Origin of the sequence: Rhizobium sp. BK049 (assembly GCF_014193135.1) — a bacterium.
Taxonomy (GTDB): domain Bacteria; phylum Pseudomonadota; class Alphaproteobacteria; order Rhizobiales; family Rhizobiaceae; genus Rhizobium.
In genome coordinates this window covers 17,183-38,745 of the sequence record NZ_JACHYV010000029.1, presented here as the reverse complement: position 1 = coordinate 38,745, position 21,563 = coordinate 17,183, and the positions used below count along the sequence as shown (strand labels likewise).

General features: G+C 59.8%; 18 protein-coding genes and 2 pseudogenes. 7 read left to right on the top strand and 13 right to left on the bottom strand.

What is annotated here, in order from left to right:
* Nucleotides 1–14: 14 nt before the first annotated feature.
* Nucleotides 15–935 (bottom strand): LysR substrate-binding domain-containing protein, encoded by a 921-nt coding sequence (locus FHT70_RS25190; RefSeq protein WP_183705560.1) that lies wholly within the window; start codon nucleotides 933–935, stop codon nucleotides 15–17.
* Between the two features lie 130 nt (nucleotides 936–1,065).
* Here FHT70_RS25190 and FHT70_RS25185 point away from each other — a divergent pair, with 130 nt between their 5' ends.
* The 3 genes and pseudogenes from FHT70_RS25185 (at nucleotide 1,066) to FHT70_RS25175 (ending at nucleotide 3,290) form a co-directional block, all read left to right on the top strand.
* The gene (locus FHT70_RS25185) at nucleotides 1,066–1,875 is read left to right on the top strand and encodes a type 1 glutamine amidotransferase domain-containing protein (RefSeq protein ID WP_183705558.1); all 810 of its coding nucleotides are present in this window, start codon (nucleotides 1,066–1,068) and stop codon (nucleotides 1,873–1,875) included.
* Nucleotides 1,876–1,953: 78 nt separating this feature from the next.
* Nucleotides 1,954–2,250: a putative quinol monooxygenase gene (locus FHT70_RS25180; protein ID WP_183705557.1), complete on the top strand. Its 297-nt coding sequence runs from the start codon at nucleotides 1,954–1,956 to the stop codon at nucleotides 2,248–2,250.
* 33 nt (nucleotides 2,251–2,283) lie between these two features.
* A pseudogene (locus FHT70_RS25175) lies at nucleotides 2,284–3,290 on the top strand (aldo/keto reductase).
* 505 nt (nucleotides 3,291–3,795) lie between these two features.
* On the opposite strand, the gene FHT70_RS25170 reads toward FHT70_RS25175, so the two are convergent.
* The 6 genes from FHT70_RS25170 to FHT70_RS25145 form a co-directional block, all read right to left on the bottom strand.
* Complete coding sequence (locus FHT70_RS25170) at nucleotides 3,796–4,788, bottom strand: MDR family oxidoreductase (RefSeq protein ID WP_183705555.1); 993 nt, start codon at nucleotides 4,786–4,788, stop codon at nucleotides 3,796–3,798.
* Nucleotides 4,789–4,816: 28 nt separating this feature from the next.
* Entirely contained in the window at nucleotides 4,817–5,896 is a 1,080-nt protein-coding gene (locus FHT70_RS25165; RefSeq protein ID WP_183705553.1) for a glycine betaine/L-proline ABC transporter ATP-binding protein, read from the bottom strand.
* Nucleotides 5,889–6,776 carry a proline/glycine betaine ABC transporter permease gene (locus tag FHT70_RS25160; RefSeq protein WP_183705551.1) on the bottom strand — a complete coding sequence of 296 codons (888 nt, stop codon included), beginning with the start codon at nucleotides 6,774–6,776 and terminating at the stop codon, nucleotides 5,889–5,891. The genes FHT70_RS25165 and FHT70_RS25160 overlap by 8 nt, the downstream gene beginning before the upstream one ends.
* A gap of 88 nt (nucleotides 6,777–6,864) precedes the next feature.
* Nucleotides 6,865–7,866, bottom strand: a complete 1,002-nt coding sequence (locus FHT70_RS25155) for an ABC transporter substrate-binding protein (protein ID WP_183705549.1) — start codon at nucleotides 7,864–7,866, stop codon at nucleotides 6,865–6,867.
* A gap of 117 nt (nucleotides 7,867–7,983) precedes the next feature.
* On the bottom strand, nucleotides 7,984–10,497 hold the full coding sequence (locus FHT70_RS25150) for a CoA transferase (RefSeq protein ID WP_183705547.1): 2,514 nt from the start codon (nucleotides 10,495–10,497) through the stop codon (nucleotides 7,984–7,986).
* Nucleotides 10,498–10,521: 24 nt separating this feature from the next.
* Nucleotides 10,522–12,210, bottom strand: coding sequence for a GMC family oxidoreductase N-terminal domain-containing protein (locus tag FHT70_RS25145; RefSeq protein WP_183705545.1), 1,689 nt, complete (start codon nucleotides 12,208–12,210; stop codon nucleotides 10,522–10,524).
* A 160-nt stretch (nucleotides 12,211–12,370) separates the two neighbouring features.
* Between FHT70_RS25145 and FHT70_RS25140 the strand changes: the two genes are divergently transcribed.
* The 4 genes from FHT70_RS25140 (at nucleotide 12,371) to FHT70_RS25125 (ending at nucleotide 16,396) form a co-directional block, all read left to right on the top strand.
* Complete coding sequence (locus FHT70_RS25140; RefSeq protein ID WP_097600187.1) at nucleotides 12,371–13,297, top strand: LysR family transcriptional regulator; 927 nt, start codon at nucleotides 12,371–12,373, stop codon at nucleotides 13,295–13,297.
* Between the two features lie 854 nt (nucleotides 13,298–14,151).
* Nucleotides 14,152–15,225 carry a hypothetical protein gene (locus FHT70_RS25135; protein WP_183705543.1) on the top strand — a complete coding sequence of 358 codons (1,074 nt, stop codon included), beginning with the start codon at nucleotides 14,152–14,154 and terminating at the stop codon, nucleotides 15,223–15,225.
* Between the two features lie 336 nt (nucleotides 15,226–15,561).
* Nucleotides 15,562–15,804, top strand: coding sequence for a hypothetical protein (locus FHT70_RS25130; protein ID WP_097600190.1), 243 nt, complete (start codon nucleotides 15,562–15,564; stop codon nucleotides 15,802–15,804).
* The gene (locus FHT70_RS25125) at nucleotides 15,785–16,396 is read left to right on the top strand and encodes a zeta toxin family protein (protein ID WP_176536329.1); all 612 of its coding nucleotides are present in this window, start codon (nucleotides 15,785–15,787) and stop codon (nucleotides 16,394–16,396) included. The genes FHT70_RS25130 and FHT70_RS25125 overlap by 20 nt, the downstream gene beginning before the upstream one ends.
* 200 nt (nucleotides 16,397–16,596) lie before the next feature.
* Here FHT70_RS25125 and FHT70_RS25120 read toward each other — a convergent pair.
* From FHT70_RS25120 to FHT70_RS25095, 6 genes and pseudogenes are all read right to left on the bottom strand, one after another.
* Nucleotides 16,597–17,114 (bottom strand): annotated as a pseudogene (locus FHT70_RS25120) (heme-binding protein).
* An 18-nt stretch (nucleotides 17,115–17,132) separates the two neighbouring features.
* Nucleotides 17,133–18,113: an ROK family protein gene (locus FHT70_RS25115; protein ID WP_183705631.1), complete on the bottom strand. Its 981-nt coding sequence runs from the start codon at nucleotides 18,111–18,113 to the stop codon at nucleotides 17,133–17,135.
* A 14-nt stretch (nucleotides 18,114–18,127) separates the two neighbouring features.
* The gene (locus FHT70_RS25110; protein ID WP_183705541.1) at nucleotides 18,128–18,829 is read right to left on the bottom strand and encodes a ribulose-phosphate 3-epimerase; all 702 of its coding nucleotides are present in this window, start codon (nucleotides 18,827–18,829) and stop codon (nucleotides 18,128–18,130) included.
* Nucleotides 18,816–19,643 (bottom strand): alpha/beta hydrolase, encoded by an 828-nt coding sequence (locus FHT70_RS25105; RefSeq protein WP_183705539.1) that lies wholly within the window; start codon nucleotides 19,641–19,643, stop codon nucleotides 18,816–18,818. Before FHT70_RS25105 ends, FHT70_RS25110 begins: the two co-directional genes overlap by 14 nt.
* Nucleotides 19,640–20,476 (bottom strand): sugar phosphate isomerase/epimerase, encoded by an 837-nt coding sequence (locus FHT70_RS25100; protein ID WP_183705629.1) that lies wholly within the window; start codon nucleotides 20,474–20,476, stop codon nucleotides 19,640–19,642. Before FHT70_RS25100 ends, FHT70_RS25105 begins: the two co-directional genes overlap by 4 nt.
* A complete protein-coding gene (locus FHT70_RS25095; protein ID WP_183705538.1) occupies nucleotides 20,476–21,552 on the bottom strand; it encodes a Gfo/Idh/MocA family oxidoreductase in 1,077 nt (358 codons plus the stop codon). Before FHT70_RS25095 ends, FHT70_RS25100 begins: the two co-directional genes overlap by 1 nt.
* Nucleotides 21,553–21,563: the final 11 nt, after the last annotated feature.

The window sequence follows — 21,563 nt, the reverse complement described above, 5'->3', positions numbered from 1 at the left end:
GAGGTCGTCGAGAGTCACGCTTTCAACGCCACATCTGCCGACACTGTTTTCGCGACCTCGGTTATTACTGTCCTCAGCCAGCGATGGGCTGGATCGTTGCGGTAACGGACATGCCAAGCCATCTCGACGGGGAACGTGCCAAGATCGACCGGTGCAGGCACCACCTTTACGCGGGGGTCCCGCGCAAGTCCGCGGCAGATGAGGCGCGGTAGCGTCGCGCAGTAATCCGTGACCGCGATCATTTCGGGCACGGCCAGAAAGTGGGTGACCGAAACGGCCACGTCGCGCTTCAACCCCTGCCGACCGAGCGCCTGGAACAGGCCGGCGCGCAGTCGGCCGGGCGGCAGGACGTTCACATGCATCATCGCTTCATATTGCTCGCGGGAAATGCTGTCTGATATCTCCGGGTGACCCGCCCGAACGACGCAGGCAAGTCCGTCATCCATCAGATGCTGCACGACAAGATTGTCCGGCGGGTCGATGATCCGACCGAAGACCATTTCCGTGGTTCCGGATATGACACCGGTTTCCGCAAGGTCGCTGCCATAGGGAACGAGGCGAACTTTGATGCCTTTCGCCCGTTCTCTCAACCGGGCGACCACCGAGGGCATGAGCACGAATTCCACATAGCTGTTTGGCGCCAGCGTGAAGCATCGCGTTGCCTTGGCCGGTTCGAAATCCTGCTGACCGGTGATCAGGTCGTCGAACTGCGCGAGTGCCGCGCCGATCATCGGCGCCATTTCCTCGGCCAATTGCGTCGGCCGCATGCCGTAGCGCTCGCGAATGAACAGCGGATCGCGCAGCGTCTCGCGAAGACGGTTGAGTGCGTTCGACAGCGCAGGCTGGGTGATGCCCAGCCGCTCGGCGGCGCGGGTGACGTTCCGTTCTTCCATCAGCGCCACGAAGACGGGCAACAGGTTCAGGTCGTATCGCATACAGTTATAATGCCATATGAATATCTGGAATAAAACAAATAAATTTCCGAAATGTGTTGGCCCGGAGCATAGTCAGCACATCCGAAACGGATGGCAACCAAGCCTCACTGCAAACCTGATGGAGACTAAAATGAGCAAGGGTAAACTTCTTCTGATCGGCTCCAACGCCACACGCATCGAAGTCCAGGGCGGACGAACCGGCGCCACGGGCCAGTACCTCAACGAGACCGTCGTGCCGGCCATGGCCGCAGTTGACGCCGGTTACGAGATCGTTCTCGCCACGCCTGATGGCACCAAGCCCCATATCGACGAAGCATCCGACAGCATCGACCATTTCGAAGGCGACGAGGCGGCTTATCGCCGCGGCAAGGCCTATTATGCCGACGACCCGGCCATGAACGCTCCGCGCACGCTGCGTTCGGTCATCGAGGAAGGTCTCGACAATTATGTGGGCGTTTTCGTTCCGGGCGGCCAGGCGCCGGTTGTCGACCTGATGCAGGATGCCGATCTCGGCGAAATCCTCCGCCACTTTCATGAGAAGGCCAAGCCGACCGCGCTTCTCTGCCACGGCCCGATCGCAATGGCCTCAGCCATGCCGCATGCCCGTGAATTCCGCGGTGCCCTCTTTGCAGGTGCGCCTGAAAAGGCAAGGGAATGGGCGAAGGACTGGCAATATGCCGGCTACAAGATGACGGTGTTCTCTAACACCGAAGAGACGGTCGTTGAGGATTATATCCTGAAAGCCAAGCTTTACTTCAATGTGGTCGACGCCCTCGAGATCGCTGGCGGAGAGGTGATCACCACGCCCGTCAATTTCGAGCCCAACGTCATCGAGGACCGCGAACTGATCACCGGTCAGAACCCGCGTTCGGACAAGCCGCTGGCCGCCCGGCTGGTCGCTGCCCTTGACCGTTCGCTCGCCACGGCCAAGGCCGCCTGAACCGTCGACGGCATGACGGGGCGCTGCGAGGCGCCCCGCCGATCATAAAGATCATTGGCAACATCATTGGAGAAAAAGATGTCCGCCCCCATCAAGATCATGGCGATCCTCGCCGAGCGGCCCGGCCGGGCCGGCGACCTGAAGCAGCTGCTGTTCGGCATGGTGGATGCCTGCCGCGCGGAACCGGGTAACCTTCGTTGGGACGTCTGTCAGGACCAGGCCGATCCGACCCGCTTCGTGCTCGATGAACTTTATACCGATAAGGCCGCGATCGCCGCTCATCGCGAGACACCGCATTTCCAGAACTATTTTTCCAGGATCAACGATATCGCCGAACGGTCCGCGCTCGTGCTGGACCCGGCGAAGGTCGCCTGATCATCAAACGACACGAACCAGAGGACAAAGACAATGGCAATCAAGGATATCCTGCCGAGCAAGCTCGGCTTCGACGCAGCCCCGCTCGGCAACATGTTCCGCGACATTCCCGAACCGGAAGCGCGGGCAACCGTGGAAGCCGCCTGGAACGACGGCATTCGCTACTACGACAACGCACCCTTCTATGGTGCCGGCCTTGCGGAAATCCGCATGGGCGCAGCACTTGCTGACAAGCCGCGCGACCAATACGTCATCAGCACCAAGGTCGGCCGCGTCATTCTCGATGAGGTCGAGGATGTCAGCGCCCGTGATCTCGGCGAAAAGGGTGACGTGTTCAAATACGGCCGCCCCAACAAGATCGTCAACGACTACTCCGCCGATGCGACCCTGCGCTCGATCGAGGACAGCCTGAAGCGGCTGGACACCGATCATATCGATATCGCCTTCGTCATGACGTTGCCCAGGACTTTTATGGCGACGAATGGCTCGATGTTTTCGAAACCGCCCGCAAGGGCGCCTTCAGGGTACTCGACAAACTGCGCGACGAAGGCGTGATCAAGGCCTGGGGCCTTGGCGTCAACCGCGTCGAGCCGATCGAACTTCTGCTCGAATTGCAGGAACCGCGGCCGGATGGCTTCTTGTTGGCCGGTCGGTATACCCTGCTCGACCATGATCGCGCATTGCAGCGTGTCATGCCGATGGTTCCCGAACGGGGGCTCGGTATCGTGGTCGGCGGTCCTTATAGTTCTGGCGCGCTGGTTGGCGGACCGAATTTCGAATACGCACCGGTGACGGCGCCGATGAGGGAAAAGATCGCCCGCATCAAAACGATCGTCGACCGCTACGGCATCAGCATGAAGGCTGCCGGCCTGCAATTCGCGCTCGCCAACCCGGCCGTGGCGGCGGTCATTCCAGGAGCAAGCCAGCCGAGCCGCATCGCCGAAGACCGCGCAGCGCTTCAGGAAGCCGTCCCAGCGGATTTCTGGCACGAATTGCGGGAATCAAGGCTTGTGAACTCCGCTGCACCCCTGCCCGCTTGAATGTATGCCAAGGTATTCCGAGCCTAGAGCGACTTCTGGATCAATGATGTCGGCGATCATTCCCTCTCTCATTTGACTGCGCGTATTCGCGGCGGCAGCTCGACATCAAAGCTCGGCCAGAGCGAGCACGAACTGAACATTTTTGCCGCCGCGGAATGCATTGGCAAGCTCGACAGCGCGTCGAATGATGTTTTCAACGATATCGGCGCAAAGCTGCCGTAAGCTTAAGCTCTTGAAAGGATTAGAACCGTCGCTCTACCACTGTAGTGGCCTACGTCTCTGGTTTTCCTGATGTTCAAAATTAGAGGCTACTTGCAGTCCCCATCAATGCAACTTGCTCGGCATACAGAGCGAACATCCCTCAAAGTCGAGATCTTCCCCTAACGCTATTGTTTTTAGGTTCTTGCGTCTCCACGCGTAGCTCGCCGACGATGCCAAACACATGCAGCCACTCTCTTTGCGATCTTACGCGGCTTACTCGATCAAGTACACGTCAGTATTACGTTCAACTAAGCTCCGGGTTGACGGATACTAGTATCCGGCCTCGCACCTCGCCCTCAAGGAACCGCGGTGCCACCGCGACAACATCGGCGAGCTGGACTTCGGTCGTCATTGCGTCAAGCTTTTCCATATCGAGTTCTTCCGCTAGGCGTTGCCAGGCAGCCAGCCTCTCGGGTTTGGGGCACATAACGCTGTCGATGCCCACCAGCGTCACCCCGCGCAAGATGAAGGGCGCGACAGTCGTGGGCAGTTCCATGCCGCTCGCTAGCCCGCATGCGGCGACGACACCGCGATAGCGCATCGAAGCCAGTACATTGGCCAGCACCACTCCGCCTGCCACATCGATGGCTCCAGCCCAACGCTCCTTGGCCAAGGGTCGGCCAGCCTGCGTGAACTCAGCCCTATCAACGATCGTTTTGGCACCGAGGCCGGTGAGATAGTCCGCCTCGACCATCCGCCCTGTAACGGCAGCAAGGGTGTAACCGCGCGCGGCCAGAAGCATGGTTGCTGTACTGCCGACTCCACCGGCCGCGCCGGTTACCACAACCTCTCCGCTGTCCGGCAGCACACCGTTGCGTTCAAGTGCCATCACGCACAACATCGCCGTGTAGCCGGCCGTTCCTATCGCCATGGCGTTCCGCAGACTGACCCCTTCCGGCAAAGGGACGAGCCAGTCTCCGCTTACGCGCGCCCTGGCCGCCAGCCCACCCCAATGCCGCTCTCCAACGCCCCAGCCGTTCAACACGACCCGATCGCCAGGCTTAAAGCCGGAATGGGAACTTTCGGCCACGACGCCCGCAAAATCGATCCCCGGCACCATCGGGAAGCTGCGAACGACCGGCGAGGCGCCGGTGATTGCCAAGGCATCCTTGTAGTTCAGGGTCGACCACGCGACGTCCACCAGTACTTCTCCGGGTGGCAGTTGCGCGGTATCGACCCTGCCAAGACCGGCTTCCTGCCCGATGTCAAACTTTTCGATCAGGACGGCGTCAAACATCTGAGGCTCCCATTTCTGGATTTCCTTCCTAGGCAACTTTCTTGGCGTCGGTCGTTCCGCAGGCAACTTGCGCATTGACCATGGCATGAACCGCCTGGGGAAGCGTCAACGCGCCTATGGCCTGACCGTCGACATCGACGACGGCGATCTCGCTTGTCCCGGCCAGCGTCATCGCTCTCACCGCCTCCTCCAGCGTGGCGCCGGCCTGCACCGAAATCTTCAGCTCGCCGGACGAGCCGTTGGGCGCTGTGGCGACAGTCTCGACCTTGATGACGCGCGCGCGGTTCACTTCCCGGACGAAGCTGGCGATGTAATCGTCGGCCGGGTTCATCACGATATCCTGCCCGGTACCCTGCTGCACGACTTCGCCATCCCGCAAAATCGCGATGCGGTCCCCGAGCCTCAGCGCCTCGTCCAGATCATGGGTGATGAAAACGATCGTCTTTTTGATCTCCTTCTGCAGGTCGAGGAGAACAGTCTGCATGTCGACACGAATGAGCGGGTCCAGCGCCGAAAACGCCTCGTCCATCAGGAGGATCGGGGCATCGTTCGCCAGCGCACGGGCGAGACCGACGCGCTGTTGCATGCCGCCAGACAATTGATTGGGATATTTGCCCTCAAAACCCTTCAGCCCCACCCGCTCGATCCATCGCATGGCACAGTCAACCTGCCGGTTCCGTGGCGCCCCTTGTATCTCCAGGCCATAAAGGGTGTTTTCCAGGACGGTGCGGTGCGGAAGAAGCGCGAACTTCTGGAACACCATGGCGGTCTGATGCCGCCGGAACTCGCGCAACTGCATGGCATCCATCTTGACCACATCCTCGTCACCGATGACGACTTCACCTGAGGTCGGATCGATAAGGCGGTTGATGTGGCGAATGAGCGTGGACTTCCCCGATCCCGAAAGACCCATGATCACCTGAATGCCACCGGCAGGCATGGAGATGTTGATGTCTTTCAGACCAAGGACATGGCCATGTTTCGCGTTCAGTTCCGTCTTCGTTACACCCTGCTCGATGAGCTTTACGCAATCCGCGCCGTTGGGACCGAAGATTTTGTAGAGGTTTTTTATTTCGATGCCGGAGCCACCGATTTTCTTGTTACCCATGAACCACCTCCCGGTGCTTTTGAAGGCGTGTGCCAAAGGCCTGGCTGACGCGGTCGAAGATGATTGCGATGCCGACGATGGCAAGGCCGTTGAAGATGCCGAGCGTAAAATACTGGTTGGAGATCGCCTTCAGAACGGGTTGGCCTAGGCCCTGCACGCCGATCATCGAAGCGATGACAACCATGGCGAGCGCCATCATGATCGTCTGGTTGATGCCGGCCATGATGGTGGGCAGCGCCAGTGGCATCTGCACGTTCTTCAGCTTCTGCCAGCCCGACGACCCGAAGGCGTCGGCGGCTTCCAGCACATCCTTGTCGACGAGGCGGATGCCGAGATTGGTGAGGCGGATCATCGGCGGAATGGCGTAGATAACGACGGCGATGAGGCCAGGCACCTTGCCGATGCCGAGCAGCATGACGACCGGGATCAGGTAGACGAAGCTCGGCATGGTCTGCATCACATCCAGCACCGGATTGACCATGTTCTGAACGCGGTCCGATCGGGACATGGCTATGCCTATCGGAATACCGACAACGATCGACATCACGGTGCAAACGAAGATCATCGAGACCGTCTTCATCGTGTCGTCCCACATGTCGAAATAGCCGATGAGCAGGAGCGTCACGACCGTGCCGGCGACGATCTTCCAGTTACGGCTCGCGAACCACGCGACGGCGGCAATGAGAAGCAGGATGATCGGCCAGGGCGTCTTCGTCATGAAACGTTCCGACCAGATCAGAAAATGCTGCAGCGGCTCGAAGATTGCTTCAAGTCCGTCGCCATAGGCACGCGTGAAGCCGCGAAACCCTTCATCGATCGCTTTCTTGAGATTGCGTAGAGACGTATCGTCTATGTGTGGAAAGCTGAACAGCCAATCCAAAATCTATCCTCCTCGATAATGGCGAGCGCATCCTCCGGAGCGCCGTTCGTTGCCGGCGCGATAGGCGCCGGCAACGACTTGAACTCGATCAAAGCGCCGCCTTGATCTTCTCGGCTGCCTCAGGCGACACCCATTCCTTCCACATGGCCTTGTTCTCTTGGAGGAAGTGCTTGGCACCGTCGTCGCCGCTTGCCTGGTTGTCGGTCATCCAGGCCATGAGTTTGTTGACTGTGTCGTTCGACCAGGCGCGCTTGTTGAGATAACCCATCACGTCCTCACCAGCACGCTCCGAGAAGCCCTTGGTGACGAGCGTCTGGACCTTGTCCTTCGGCCATTCATTCTTTTTCGGGTCAGGGCAATCCGCGACCGTGTTGCAGCGCTTCCACTCGGCCGCATCATGCGGCACGCCATAGTCGAGCTTGACCATATCGTACTTGCCGAGGAGCGCTGTCGGGGCCCAATAGTAGCCGACCCAGCCTTCCTTGCGCTCGTAGGCCTTGGCGATCGATCCGTCGAGGCCGGCCGCCGAACCCGTGTCGACGAGCGTGAAATTCGCCGCTTCGCCGCCGTAGGCCTTGTAAAGCTGCGAGGTCACGACCGTACCACCCCAGCCCTGCGGGCCATTGTGGACCGCACCTTTCGACGCGTCTTCCGGATCAGGAAAGAGCTCCGGATGCTTGAGGACATCATCGATCGTGTTGATGTCCGGGTGAGCGTCGGCAAGGTATTTCGGCATCCACCAGCCCTGTACCGCGCCGTCGGTCAGCACGGTCGATGCAACGACGAGCTTGCCGTTTGTAACGCCGGCATTGACGACATCGGGCAGAAGATCGACCCATCCCTCGGGCGCGATGTCGGGCTGCCCCTTCTCGGTCATCGAGGTGATGGTCGGAACGGTATCGCCCTGTATGATTTCGGCGTTGCAACCGTAGCCCTCGGTCAGGATAAACTTATCCAGACTGGCGAGCACTTCCGCACTCTGCCAGTTCATGCTGGCGATGGTGACGTCGCCGCAATCCGCAGCCTGCGCCGAACTGCCAAAGGTCAGCATCGCTGCTGTAAGGCATGTCGAGGCGAAGAGTTCTTTCATGGCACTTCCTCCCTATGTGCGATGTCGAAATTCCATGCCCGTCGACGCCATCGCATATCTCGGCGGGCTGCGAGCGGCTTTGGTATCCTCCTCAGAACCCGAAGCCGCCGGTTCCTGCTAGCTCGGCAGATATTCCTCGCTCCAGGTCTCGCTGATTGCACCGGAGGCAATCAGCCGATCGATCTCGGCTTCGGTGTAGTTCAGGGTCCGCAGCACGGCGCGCGTGGAGGCTCCGTACTTTTCTGCCGGCGTGACAGCCTTGACCTCGCCGACAGCCGGCCGGACGGCGAAGGGGTCGAGCTGCGTGACGGTATGGCCGCTCGGATGGTCCGGGAAGATGGAGAAGGAGTAGCTGCCCCGGTCGATCCCGGGCGTGCCGTCGGCAATGCGGGCACTGCGGCTGCGGATCGTTTCGATGTTCTCGCAGAACGATACGCCGATATCGGCTTCCCGCAGGCGCTGCTGCCAGGTTTCCACCGGCGCGGTCAGGAAGGCTTTCGCCAGATAGGCCTCGCGATCGGACGCGGCCATCTCGACAATCCCCCTCAGACCTTCAACCTTGCTGAAGCGCGGAAGATCGGCTTCCGAAGCGCACAAAAGAAGGTGATCGCCGCCTGCCGTTTCATAGAGCCGCGACAGGGCATGATACCCCTTGGTGTCTCGGCCGGACGGCTCGTCGAACGGGCCGCGCCCGGCATAGTCGTAGCAGAACGGTATCTGCGCGAGGCCGGTCAGCGCCGACAGCGACGTGCGCGGGCGGCCGACGATCCCGGTTATGGACTTCTGGTAGAGGGCGGCGGCAATTCCCAACGCTGCCCCGAAACCGCACATGACGTCGATGGTGCCGACATGGGCATGCTCTTCCGGCGTATCCATCGAGCCGCCGAAGCGCAGCATGATGCCGGTCGCCGATTGCACGAGGTCGTCATAGCCGAGATAGTCGGTGCGCGGCCCCGTGCGCACGCCACCGAAGCAATCGAGCTGGCAGAAGATGGCCTGCGGATTGAGCGCCTTCAGGCTTTCGGCATCGAGCCCCATTGCCTTGACCTGGCGGTCGGTGGCGTTCCAGACCACGACATCGACGGAGCGCACCAGTTCCTCGAAGACGACACGGCCATCGGGCGAACCGATATTCAGCAGCACGGACTGCTTTCCGCGCATGTGGGACATGCCAAAGATCACGGTGTTCCAGCAGTCATAGAGCGGCTTGGCCGGGTCGATCTTGATCACCTCCGCGCCGAAGCGGGCGAGATAGGCGACCGAGTGTGGACCGGCTATCACGTTGCACAGATCGAGCACTTTGACGCCGTCCAGCCAGCCCCCGTGGGCGTCGGTCGTCGGCGCCGGCAAGGACGGGCGCTCCACGCCCGAAAGCATCGCCAGAGCGTCCTCAAAGGTCCCCCAGCGCCTCGGGCTTGGCGTCAGCATGGCTTCGGCGCCCTCCTGCAGCCAGGCCAGCGGCCCCGGCTGGGTCATCCGGCCCAGGGTCGGATCGTCCACCTCGATCATCAGGCCGGCGGCCTTGGCATGATCGTCGGCGATCCATTCCTTCAGCCAGCGCTGCGGCGCACCCGGAAACAACCCCTCCCCGAATACGCGTTCCCATTCGGCCGCCGTTCTGGTCAGGAAAACCTGCTTCATGCGGGCCGCGATCTTGTCGGCCCAGAATTTCGGAAGCGGGTAGACGCCAAGCGACACGTCCGACGACCACTGCGAGACCGGAAGGTAGGTGTCTTCCTCCTCGCGCAGACCTTCAGCGACCAGTTCGTCGTAGATGCCGAGGGCTTGCAGGCAGCGCTTCGCATGGTTCTTGTGGCTAGGGCAGACCACGTAGAACATCCGCCCGTCGGCGCACATATAACTGCGATAGAAGGGATCGAGGAATTCTTGGAGGTCGTCATAGGACATATCCATCGGCAGGCCTTCTGCGCGCCGGCGCTCGATTTCCCGCTCGCGCTGTGTCTGGTAGCGCAGCGGATAATCGTCGATCAGGATGGAATTGTAGGAAAGGCCTTCCATGACGGCGCTTGCCAGCGGCACTTCGATGTGGTCGCCGTGCCCCGTGCGCTCGCGCGCCTGAAGCGCCAGCACCGTCGCGGACGCCGCAAGCATCGTGCCATAGGCGGAAGACAGCGGCAGCGGCGAAAAGGACGGGTTGATGCCCATCAGGACGCGATTGAGGCCCATATCCGTAAAGATGCCGGACGAGGCCGCGATCACCGTCTCGAAGGCCCGCCAATCCCGGCGAAGCTCGTCGTCGGAGGCGAAGCCTGGGATCGACAGGGTGATCAGCTCCGGCCGTGCCGTCCGCAGCGCCGCAAAATCGATCCCAAGCCGGGCAAGCACGCCAGGGCGAAAATTCTCGACGACAATATCGGCCTCGGCCACCAGCGCTTTCGCCTCATTCAGCCCCTGTTCCGTCTTGAGGTCGAGGGTGACGATCAGCTTGTTGCGGTTGAGGATGGCATTGGCCGGATTGTCCCAGAGTGGACCGCCAGGCGGATCGACATGCACGACGGTCGCGCCGAGATCGCCAAGGATCATGGCCACGGCCGGGCCGGCGATATATTGCCCGAAATCAACCACCCGAACGCCGGAAAGCGGAAGCGCGGAACGTGCGATCGATGTCATTGCTCTTGTCTCCCCAACAATTTACTACGCACGCGCATCGGCGACGATCCAGCCGGCTGCCTTTTCGGCAATCATCAGCGTCGGCGCATTGGTGTTGCCGCTGGTAATTTTCGGCATGATGCCCGCGTCGACGACGCGCAGGCCATCGACACCGCGCACCTTAAGACGACTGTCCACCACCGCCATCGGATCGTCGTCACGTCCCATCTTCGTTGTCCCGACCGGATGGAAAATGGTGTTGGCGATATCGCCCGCCAGCCGCGCCAACTCCTCGTCGCTCTGGAACTGCAAGCCGGGCTTCCATTCTTCAGGCTGGTATTTGGCCAATGCCGGCTGCGACACGATTTTACGCACTTGCCGCAGACTTTCAGCGGCGATGCGGCGGTCGTCTTCCGTGCTGAGATAGTTCGGCGCTATTGCCGGGGCGTCCGACGCCTTATCGGAGCGAATGAGCACGCTTCCGACGCTGGTCGGGTTGAGATTGCAGACGCTCGCGGTGAAAGCGGGTATGCTGTGTAACGGCTCGCCGAAAGCGTCGAGGCTGAGCGGCTGGACGTGATATTCTAGGTTAGCGTGCGCCTGGCTGTCGTCCGACCGGGTGAAAGCGCCGAGTTGCGAGGGCGACATGCTCATCGGGCCGCTGCGTTTCAGAACATATTCGAGCCCGATCATCGCCTTGCCGAACAGGCTGCTGGCGAGCGTGTTCAGCGTCTTTGCATTACCGACCTTGAAGACGGCGCGAATCTGCAGATGGTCCTGGAGATTTTCCCCGACACCCGGCAAGTCATGCACGACCTCAATGCCATGGCGCTTCAGCAGTCTGGCGGGGCCGATACCCGACAGTTGCAGTACTTGCGGCGAGCCGATTGCGCCCGCGGACAGGATGACCTCCCGGCGCGCCTGAACCTCTGCCCGCTGCCCCTGCCGTCGGACCACGACCCCGGCGCAACGTTTGCGGCCGGAACCCTCGGTTTCCAGGATCAGCCGTTCGACATGGGATTGCGTCCAGATCGTCAGGTTCGGACGGTTTTTAACGGGACGGAGGAAGGCTTTCGACGTGTTCCAGCGCCAACCTGAGCGCTGGTTGACCTCGAAATAGCCGACGCCCTCGTTGTCGCCGCTGTTGAAATCGTCGGAGCGAGGGATACCGGCCTCGACTGCGGCCTCGGCGAAGGATTCGAGAATGTCCCATTTCAGCCGCTGCTTCTCGATCCGCCACTCGCCCCCATGGCCGTGCATGTCGGAGAAACGGCTGTTGCCGCCGGTCTTCGGATCCGCGCCGGCGTCCAGCCGGTAATGATCCTCATGCGCCTTGAAATCCGGCAGGCAGTTCTGCCAGTTCCACGCCGCGTCTCCGGTTTCCGCGGCCCAGCCGTCAAAGTCGCGCGCCTGGCCGCGCATATAGATCATGCCGTTGATGGAGGAGCAGCCGCCGAGCGTCTTGCCGCGCGGGTAGCGCAGCGACCGACCGTTCAGGCCGGCATCCGGCTCGGTCTTGTACAGCCAGTCGGTGCGCGGATTGCCGATGCAATAAAGATAGCCGACGGGAATATGGATCCACGGATAGTCATCCTTGCGACCGGCTTCCAGCAGCAGAACACGCATCGCCGGATCGCGGCTGAGGCGGTTGGCGAGCAGGCAACCGGCTGAGCCGCCGCCGACAACGATATAATCAAAAGCATCATGGGAAGAGAGGGAAGCGTCCCGGGTCATTGTACTGCCCGCCCGTTCAGACGGAACCACGCATACTCATAAGCTTCGACATCCTGCCGCTGCATGCCAGCCTCCCTGCCTACAGTGTTCAATGCCATAGCGGAGGTTCAGCCGGAAAATCCAATGACAAATGATAGAAGGCATTATAAATGAAACTAATATGCTGCAGTCGGCCGACCTGAGAACATTGAGGGCATTCGTCACCGTCGCACGGGAGGGCAATGTCACCCGCGCCGCGGAGCTATTGCATGTCACCCAACCGGCCGTGACGCTGCAACTGAAACGTCTTGCTGCAGAGACCGGCCTCCTCCTGTTCCAGCGAACCTCCACGGGTTTGGAGCTGACGCAGGAGGGCGCGCTGCTCGCTGCCAAGGCCGAACAGGTGCTGGCGGCGCTGACGGATTTCGGCCAGACGGCCGGACATCTATCGACACGCGTCCGGGGAAAATTGCGGATCGGCACGATCATCGATCCGGAATTCACCCGCTTGGGCGCGTTTCTGAAGGCGCTTATCGAAAGCGGACCGGGCATCGAAACCACGCTGCGTCACGGAATGAGCGGCGATGTTCCGGAGAGGCTAAGGCGAAATGAACTCGATGCCGGTTTCTTTCTCGGCGACCCAAGCGACTACGATCCTTCCGCCGATAGGGCCGGCGAAAACGCCGCGCCGCTGTTTCATGCCCGTGAATTGGCACAATTGACCTATCGCGTCGTCGCTCCGCCAGCGCTTGCCGGTTTCGTGCGCGGCGCCGATTGGCCGCAACTCGCATCGCTTCCCTGGATCGGCACACCACAGGCCTCGGTCCACAATCGATTGCTGTCGCGCTTGTTTGCCGATTTAGGCGTCCGGCAAAATATCGTCGCCCAGGTGGATCAGGAGACGTCCATGGTCGCCATGGTCCGGACAGGGGTGGGATTGAGCCTTTGCCGAGAGTCGATTGCCCTTCATGAACAACAGGCACACGGCCTTGTCATCGCTGAGAATATCAAAATCTCGACGACACTGAGTTTCCTTTGCCTGGAGGCTCGCGTCCAAGATCCGACAATATTGGCAGCCTTGGACGCAATCCGGCGGGCGTGGGGCTGATTTCGTGCGTCCGTGGCCATAAAACTTAATGGAACGCCGCTAATCTCGGACGGAGACGGCTAATGTAGGATGGGCACTTACGACCCTGCGAAGGGTCGCCAATTCAAGGCATTCGGGCCAAAGCCATCTTCAATCTGGGCCGCTAACTATGGAAGACGGGGGTCGCCAAAACGACGCCGGCGATCATTACCGCCACGCCGGTAGTTTCCATTATGTTCGGCCATCGGCCATGAACAACAAGGCACCCAATGAGACCGAAAGCCGTTTCCGAGATGATCAGTCCCGCCACCAGCGCCACAGGGAGGCCTGGGGAGAAGATATTCCAGGTCCACACGCCGCACACTATCGCCAGGAAAGTGAATGAGGTACCCCAGAGATAGAGAGTGCAGGCCGCGTCCAACTCGAAAAACCAAGCTGCGGCAGTTGAAGGGATCAGAACCGAAGACCCGAAAACTTGTTACCTCACTATGGCACATTATCTAGGAATCTTAGGAGCCTAGCCGGGCGGGGAATAACGGGAGTGCGGCCGATGGCAAATCGCTGGCGGCAATGACATGGATGTCCGTTCTCGCTGCCGAAGTTCAGGATCGGCGTTCGGCGGACAGTCGTCCACAGCGAGACGAAAATCCCAGACACTGATTAGAAAGATTGTGCGTCGGCCTCGTGGCGACGGTGAAGCGCCTGCGGCGATATTTAAGAGGGGTCAATGCTGCGAATGTGTCGCCGTGAGGACCTTGTCATCTCTAAGCGAACTTCGACGAGCATAAACGCGCACAAAAATTGTTCTTAGCTAATTCTTTCGCTTCCTTGCGATATCGATCTGCAACTTCAATTTCTTTTCCGCTGGTGAACCAATGCCTGAATTGACCGACGATGCCGCAGCCGCTCTCGCCGAAGCGTATCTTAGCGATCCGCAGCGCCATACTTCGCAAGACGTCGTAAGAGCTGACCGCCTTGTCCGGCAGACGGCGACTATCTTGGCAACAATCTCCCGATATGTTTCGACCTCGTCTCAAGAAGAAGCTAAGGCTGAATTTACGTTCGTCCTTGACCCGAGTGGAGAGCCAAACGGGCCGGCGGGTATGAATAAGAAGGACGGCGAGTTGTTCTACTACGCGCGAATAGCACTGGCCTCGGTAGAGCGGCTTTTCGACCTAATTGTCAGTGTGCACGAGGTTCCTGCACGTAATTATGACCCGATGGCGTTCGTGGTTGCTGCAGTGGTTACTGCTCTCGCCCATGAGTATTCTCATGGCCTTTATGGCCACAAGGAAAAAGTGGAGACCAACATTAGCGGGTCCCGCTTTCTCGAGGAACTAGATGCAGACCGTCGTGGCGGCGTGGGCTCGCTTTGCCTTTTTGTTGATCGAGAATTGCGTAGGATGATGGGTGATTTCTTCAACCTGAAAGATCCTATGGATTTTTTAGAAGCGGCGATGGTTGGACACTCGCTGCTCGCCTTTTGGCTGGCCGGCGGCCGAGAGGATCTGTACGCCGGGCCGACGATGCGTTGTTTCATGTATTACGACGGTCTGCGGTCTATTGCTCTACGGGAACGTTTTGCTGACTTGAGCCAAATCAATCTTGCCCGGACCAACGCCGATCGGATTGTCGTTAAAATAGCAAAATTCGTCGAGGGAGGTGACCGACTAATCAAGATTCGCGAGGATCACCTTGCAGCCGAGACGGAATATAAGAAGACTTTCAAAGAAAATCTGTACAAGCGCACCGACGAAACCGTTGCGGCATCGCCGTTTTGGATTGCATTTTCTGGTCGCAGTCAAGCGACGTGGGATGACGACAATGAACGTCACGGAATCGTTATTCGGCAACCCACACCACGGGAGTTACGCGCAGATGGTGGTAAAGTCCCGTTTAAGGCGTCACTCCTCGACACAATCTGTCGCCTGGTATGCCGCTGGAGGTAAATGGCATCCGGCAACCGCAATAGAGATGACTATCAGCCAAGTGTAGCAGAACGCATCAGGCGCCGCGCCGGAATATGCCTGAAGAGAGTTCCCGCAGTGTCTGCCTTTCAGCAAAGTATCTTTGAACTCCATCACGCGCGCGGGAGCATTGTCCACACTGGGGAACTTGGCCAAGCAGAATGCGCGCAGGCAGCTTGCACGATGCTTCTGCAACCTGGTTGCTCGTATCTCGACCGGCCGGCTGCCGTCCAACAATCCCATCCGCAACCTGCTCGGATTGGTCTTTTCGGGCTCGATGATGCTTGCTATATTGGACCGTGAAGAATTGGAGTAAACATGGCAAAAGTCGTCGTCAAAAAGCTTGGTGGCCCAAACTCCGGAGTGCGTGGCAACGCGGTGACGGAGAAGCGAGTTCGCGATTCGAGCAGCGGGCAGTTCGTCACTGTGCGCACGATTGACGCGAAAAGCCAAACATTTGGACAAGACATCACCTACGTCTTCAGCAAGAATGTGGCCAAGGCTCGCCGTGATAACAAAGCTGTGACAGGCGTCGTCGACCGTGCTCCTGCAAAAGCTTGAGCAGCCGGTCTTTCTGATCGTTGCAGGACCCAACGGATCCGGTAAGAGTAGCGTCTATGCAAATGCAGATCTTGAGTTGGAAGGGCGGTCCGTATGGATTGTCAATCCTGATCTTCTAGCAGCCCGGATCAGTGAAGTAGAAAAGAAACCACTCTCCGAAGCCAATTTGATTGCAGTTCAACGCATCGAGGCCTGGATCCATTCATCCATAGCCGTCCATAAAACAATTGGCGTCGAGACCGTGTTATCTACAGATAAATATCGACGTCTTGTGGAAGCCGCTGAGGCCTTGGGATTTGCTGTATGGCTTTTCTACACCGTTTTGGACAGTCCGGAACGATCGATCGAGCGCATCAAGCTACGCGTCGCGAAGGGTGGACATGACGTTCCCGCCGATAAGGTACGTGCTCGCTACGCAAGATCTCTCGATCAACTCCCTTGGTTTCTTGAACGTGCTGACAGAGCCTGGATTTGGGACAACAGCGGTGCAAAGCCCAAACTGATCGGTGAAAAGCAGGATGGTGTAATTGGTCTTGATGAGAATGCTCTCGCCGTCGTCGCGTCCGCTGTGAAATCTATCGCGACAGAGTGACGGAAGCTATTCCGGCGCTTTAATTTTCGTCACCCTTCAAGCGCCCCACCTTTAGGCGGAGCTCTTGAAAGGATCTGAACCAGCAACCCGCAACAGGCAGGCCGGCGCTCGAACTAAATCAACGAGTTGGTACATAACGCTGTTTTATGGAACCGACCACCGAAGATGAAGCCAGCGTGCATTTCAAAGCTGAAGTTGACCTATGTCTCGGAGGGACCTTGGGCCAGTGACCCAATCCCCGGAACAGGTACGGCTAACTCCTTCGTGCTGGCATCAAGCCATCGGCAACTTTTCAGGCGCTGAGGTCGCGAAAAAAGGTCGATTCCTGCCTGGGCGCAATCCTTGTCCTGCCCGGGCGTTCCAGAACTGACCCCAACGGCGCCGACGACCTGACCGTCGACGATGACGGGGATGCCGCCAGCCACGACCAGCAGTCGCCCGCCGATGGCCGAGTTGATGCCATAGGCCGGCTTGCCCGGTTGGCTGACTTCTCCATAGCTCTCTGTCGTTCGCTTGGCGCCGGGGGCAGTGTAGGCCTTGTCCTGTGCTATGATGGTGCTGGTAATTTTCCCCCGTCCATGCGTTCGAACGCGATCAATTGCCCCGATTCATCCGTCACAGCGATACACATCGGTACTCCGATTTCTTCCGCGCGTCCGCGAGCACCCTCGATCAAAATGCGGGCGTCGGCCAGGCTCAATCTGTTAATCGTCAGCATTTCTTCTCCTTCTTGCTTTCAATTGTGCGCAGCAAGCGCGAAGGTATCCGCCTCGGGGCGTTTCGCCAGAAAGGCAAGCGCAGCCGACCCCACAAGGCCAGAATTCTGGCCCAGGGCGGCACGCACCACCTTTACATCCTTGAAGGCAGGCATTGCCCATTGGCCGATGTAGGCCTGGATGCCGGGCTGGAGGCTTTCGAACTCGTGCGAGATCCCGCCACCCATGACGACGATGTCGGGGCTGAAGATGTGGATCAGGCCGGTAAAACCGCGCCCGAGGATCTCCGCCTCCTCGTCAATCAGTCTCTTGGCAAGGGCGTCGCCGTTCCGCGCCGACACGAAGACATCGCGCGCGTGGATCTCGCTACCGTTCTTTCCCAGCGTCGTCTCCTCGCAGCCGATGGCGCGCGTCCTGGCGCGCAGGGTGAATGCCGTGCCGGAACCATAGGCTTCGAAACAGCCGTGATTGCCACAGGGGCATAGCGCGCCGTTAGGCTCGACCGACATGTGGCCGATGTGCGCGGCCATGCCCTTGCGGCCACGCACCACGCGGCCGTCCGCGACGACACCCCCGCCGATGCCCGTGCTCACAGTAACGTAAACAAGATTTTCGAGCCCTCGGCCCGCCCCGAATTGCCATTCTCCGATGGCTGCGGCAATGCCGTCGTTCTCGAGGCTTACGGGGAAGGCAAAGCGCTTTTGCAGTTCCGCTTTCAACGGGAAATCCGCAAAGCCTGAAAGGGTCGGAATATCCTTCGCGATGCCGCTGACGGTGTCGATCGGACCCGGCGTCGAGACGCCGATGCCAACGACCACGGAAGACTTGGTCGCGGCCAGCAATCTTTCGGTGAGGCTGTGAATTTGCGAAAGAACTCGCTCAGGACCCGCCTGGGCCTCGGTCGGCTCCTCCATGCGCGCAACGATCGTGCCGTGCTTGTCGATGAGGGCCGCGCGCACCTGAGTTCCCCCTAAGTCTATCCCGATGGCGATCTGATGCATGTTCATACCGTGCGTTAGAGTGCGCGTAGCCACGCCATCCGCTCTTCAAGCGATGGAGCATTGAAAGCCAGAGAGCCGAGAACGACCGTCTCCGTGCCTGCCCGGCGCAGCAGCGGTACCGTATGCTCCCGGATACCGCCATCGGCAGCAAGAACGATGCGATGCGTCGCGCCGCTGGCCGCTATGATCCGGCCAGCTTCCTCAAGCCGCGTGCCGGCCCGTCCGTCGAGCCCCTGCCCTTTTACGCCGATGGCCGTTCCGAGCAGCGTTACGAAATCCAGGCGTGGGACATATTTGGCGATACGGTCCACGGGGGACTCGACCCGCAGGACCATGCCGGATGCAACGCCGCGCCGGTCCAGAAGATCGATCGCTGCGTCAGCCACCGCTTCGTTCTCAACATGGATGCTGATGAGATCACTGCCGGCATCGACGAATTGTTCGATCTGCGGCAACAGCACATTGTCGGACACCATCAGGTGAACATGGATCGGCCGCGAGGAGACCTTGCGCACGCCCGCGACCAGATCAGGAAAGAAGAGCATCGCAGGCGCGAAGTGACCATCGGCGACATCGATATGCAGGACGTCGACGAATGGTTCCACACGCGCGAGATCATCGGCAAGCCGTACGAGATCAGCTGACCACACGGAGAACTCCGCGATCAATCGGTCTCTCGGCAGGCTGGCAATCCAGTTTTTGTCAGGCTTGCTCATGTCTCAGACTCTTCAGGAAATTGCCCATCGCAAGCCGGAAGTCGGCAACATACTTCTCCCGGTGTTCCACTTTGGGCGTGATTTGAACGAGGCGTGCACCGGGTATGATGCGCGCCAGGGTTTGCGCGTGGGTGAGCGGGTGAATCAGGTCCTTCTCATGACCGATCACCAGCGTTGGAACATCAAGGTTGCGAACCTCAGCTTTTGTCACTCCTGGCCCGTCGCTGGAAATCGCGCTCAGGAGTGCCGCGGTCACCTCGATCGGATCCCGTGAAAAGAAACCGGCAAGCGATACCAGATTGTCAGGGGCGCCCGTTGCCAGGCGGCGGCCAATCGATCCGTCGAGAAAGGCGACCTTTGCCTCTTCAGGCGGCATGGCTTTCAACAGCCTGCCCACTTCGGCATTCGGCGCCATATTTTCCGGACCGGCCTCAATAACCCACGCAGGGCGAGCAACCACGAGCCCATTGACGAGATCGGGCCGCTTGACCGCAAGCCGTAACGCGATTGCCGCCCCCATCGAAATGCCACCGATCACCACGGGCGCCTGCAGATTACGCTCGATGTATAATTCAATGTCTTCCGCGAACGTCGCGATCGATAGCTTGTCAAGCCTGCCCGGCTGTGAGCGGCCGTGGCACCTCGCCTCCACCGTTATCCGGCGCAGCCCCGGCTCGGTCGGAAAGGCTTCGCGCGTCTGGCCAGCATCGCCGCAAAGGCCGTGCTGAAAGACGACGGTCTGCCCTTCGCCAGCTGCTTCGACATTCAGCAGCGTGCCGTCGGAGGTTTCGAACGGGCTGATGGCCGTGCTCATGAGGCCACTCCGTCCTGCAGATGGTTTTTCAGAAAAGTCGAGACGCCGGGCGCTTCGCCTGCCGACAGACCGTGGGTGATCAGGCTGCCTTCAAAGCCGATGCTCCTGAGGCGGCCAAGGTAATGGCCGTAGTCGAGCACGCCCTTGCCGGCCGTCGCGAAGCTGCCGTCCGGATTGCGATCCTTTGCATGGGCCATGACGATGCCATCAGCGAGAAGGTCGATGGCGCCCGATACGAGCGCGCGCTGCTCTTCAAGGCTTGCGATCTCGAAGAGGTTGGCCGGGTCGAGCACGACCTTGATGCGCGGGCTTTTTATTTCGTCAATGAGTTGCCGAGCCTTAGCCGCCGAATTCACAACATTGGCAAGCTCCGGTTCGATCCCGAGATCGACGTCGTAGCGGTCGGCGATACCGACTGCCGTTTCCATGGCTTCCAAGAGATCGCGCCATGCTTCTGGCGTATTGTTATCCGGATGCTCCTTCCACTGATCGACAGGATCGCGCGTGCCGGTGCACAGCGTGATGAACCCGGTCGACATGCCCGCACAATTGCGGGCAATGATCTCAAGCTTGGCGTGACCGGCGGCGCGAATGGCCGGGTCGGGGTGGATCATGTTGTACGTGCCCGACACCGCGACGACGTCCACGCCGGTAGCGTCTGCTGCATCGCTTACCGCTTTGGCCTGCGCCGCAGGAATCACTTCCGGCATGGATGGCAGGCCGGAACAGGCCATATTGTATTGTGCGCAGACGAACCCGGCGGCCGCGACGGCCTTGAGGACCGTTTCGGGATCGTTGCCATCAAAGGTCTTTGCAAATATCCCGAGCTTCATCACAGGCCACCCGTGACGTCGGCAAGTGCAACAGGCTTCCCGCTTTCAGCGGAGCGGGCAATCGCAACCATAGCCTGGACCGAGGCCAACCCGTCGGTGATGTCGGCACCTTCCATCGGTGCACCGTCGAGAATAGTGCGTGCAAACCCTTCGACCTGGCGTCGGTAGAAGTGGCCGTCGGCGCCGAGAACGCGGTGGGTCGCACCATCTGCCTCGCGGAAGATATCGACCTCGCTCGACTTATAATACCACGGATTGTAGGTCTTACCGAGAATGCTGCCGTTCTTGCCATAGATCTGGAAACCTTCGTGCCAGTCCATGCGTACCTGAACCGTCAGATCGAGATGACCAAGTGTGCCGGAGGCAAACTCGACATCAACGAACCAGCACCAGATGCCGGAGCGCTCGGAAAGCCGGGCGTTTACAGAGACGATATCGCCGGCGAAATAACGCGCGGTATCGATCAGATGGCAGCCATGAGCCAGCATATAGTAGCGGCGAAGATCAGCCTTCGGGTTCGTGGACGGACGCTTGGCATGTGCGCTGGTCACGATCAGTGGCTGCACCGCATCCGTCATTGGGTAGCGGTGAGTATTGTCGCAATACCAAGCCTTCAGCGCGATCAGATCGCCCATCTCGTCACGGATGAACGACTTGGCAGCCTGCAGGCCTGCGTCAAAGCGCTTCATGTGGCCGACCTGGAAGGTCTTGCCGGATTTTTCGACGGCGGCCTTGAGGTCCACGCACTCCTCGACGGTGATGCCGACCGGCTTTTCGCACAAGACATGCTTGCCCGCTTCCAGTGCTCGAATCGAGGCCGGAACGTGGAAGGCATCGGCCGTGGCGATGATGACGGCATCGAGATCCGGATCAGCCAGCATCTTGTCGTAGTCGTTATACGATTTTTGCGCACCGTGGGTGATCACCATGCGCTCGCGCAAATCGTCCGCGACATCGCAGATAGCATAGAGATCGGCGTTTGCGGCCTTCGTGCAGGCCTCGAAATGCGCTGCCTGGGCGATCTGACCGGCTCCGAGCACGCCGACGCGAAGGCGTCTTTCCTGTTTTGCTGGCATTGCTAAGTCCT

Coding starts and splice junctions, on each gene's coding strand:
- FHT70_RS25140 (WP_097600187.1), top strand. CDS start 12,371: ATGCTGCAGTCGGCCGACCTGAGAACATTGAGGGCATTCGTCACCGTC.
- FHT70_RS25155 (WP_183705549.1), bottom strand. CDS start 7,866: ATGAAAGAACTCTTCGCCTCGACATGCCTTACAGCAGCGATGCTGACC.
- FHT70_RS25170 (WP_183705555.1), bottom strand. CDS start 4,788: ATGTTTGACGCCGTCCTGATCGAAAAGTTTGACATCGGGCAGGAAGCC.
- FHT70_RS25130 (WP_097600190.1), top strand. CDS start 15,562: ATGGCAAAAGTCGTCGTCAAAAAGCTTGGTGGCCCAAACTCCGGAGTG.
- FHT70_RS25135 (WP_183705543.1), top strand. CDS start 14,152: ATGCCTGAATTGACCGACGATGCCGCAGCCGCTCTCGCCGAAGCGTAT.
- FHT70_RS25180 (WP_183705557.1), top strand. CDS start 1,954: ATGTCCGCCCCCATCAAGATCATGGCGATCCTCGCCGAGCGGCCCGGC.
- FHT70_RS25145 (WP_183705545.1), bottom strand. CDS start 12,210: ATGACCCGGGACGCTTCCCTCTCTTCCCATGATGCTTTTGATTATATC.
- FHT70_RS25110 (WP_183705541.1), bottom strand. CDS start 18,829: ATGAGCAAGCCTGACAAAAACTGGATTGCCAGCCTGCCGAGAGACCGA.
- FHT70_RS25105 (WP_183705539.1), bottom strand. CDS start 19,643: ATGAGCACGGCCATCAGCCCGTTCGAAACCTCCGACGGCACGCTGCTG.
- FHT70_RS25190 (WP_183705560.1), bottom strand. CDS start 935: ATGCGATACGACCTGAACCTGTTGCCCGTCTTCGTGGCGCTGATGGAA.
- FHT70_RS25165 (WP_183705553.1), bottom strand. CDS start 5,896: ATGGGTAACAAGAAAATCGGTGGCTCCGGCATCGAAATAAAAAACCTC.
- FHT70_RS25095 (WP_183705538.1), bottom strand. CDS start 21,552: ATGCCAGCAAAACAGGAAAGACGCCTTCGCGTCGGCGTGCTCGGAGCC.
- FHT70_RS25100 (WP_183705629.1), bottom strand. CDS start 20,476: ATGAAGCTCGGGATATTTGCAAAGACCTTTGATGGCAACGATCCCGAA.
- FHT70_RS25150 (WP_183705547.1), bottom strand. CDS start 10,497: ATGACATCGATCGCACGTTCCGCGCTTCCGCTTTCCGGCGTTCGGGTG.
- FHT70_RS25115 (WP_183705631.1), bottom strand. CDS start 18,113: ATGCATCAGATCGCCATCGGGATAGACTTAGGGGGAACTCAGGTGCGC.
- FHT70_RS25185 (WP_183705558.1), top strand. CDS start 1,066: ATGAGCAAGGGTAAACTTCTTCTGATCGGCTCCAACGCCACACGCATC.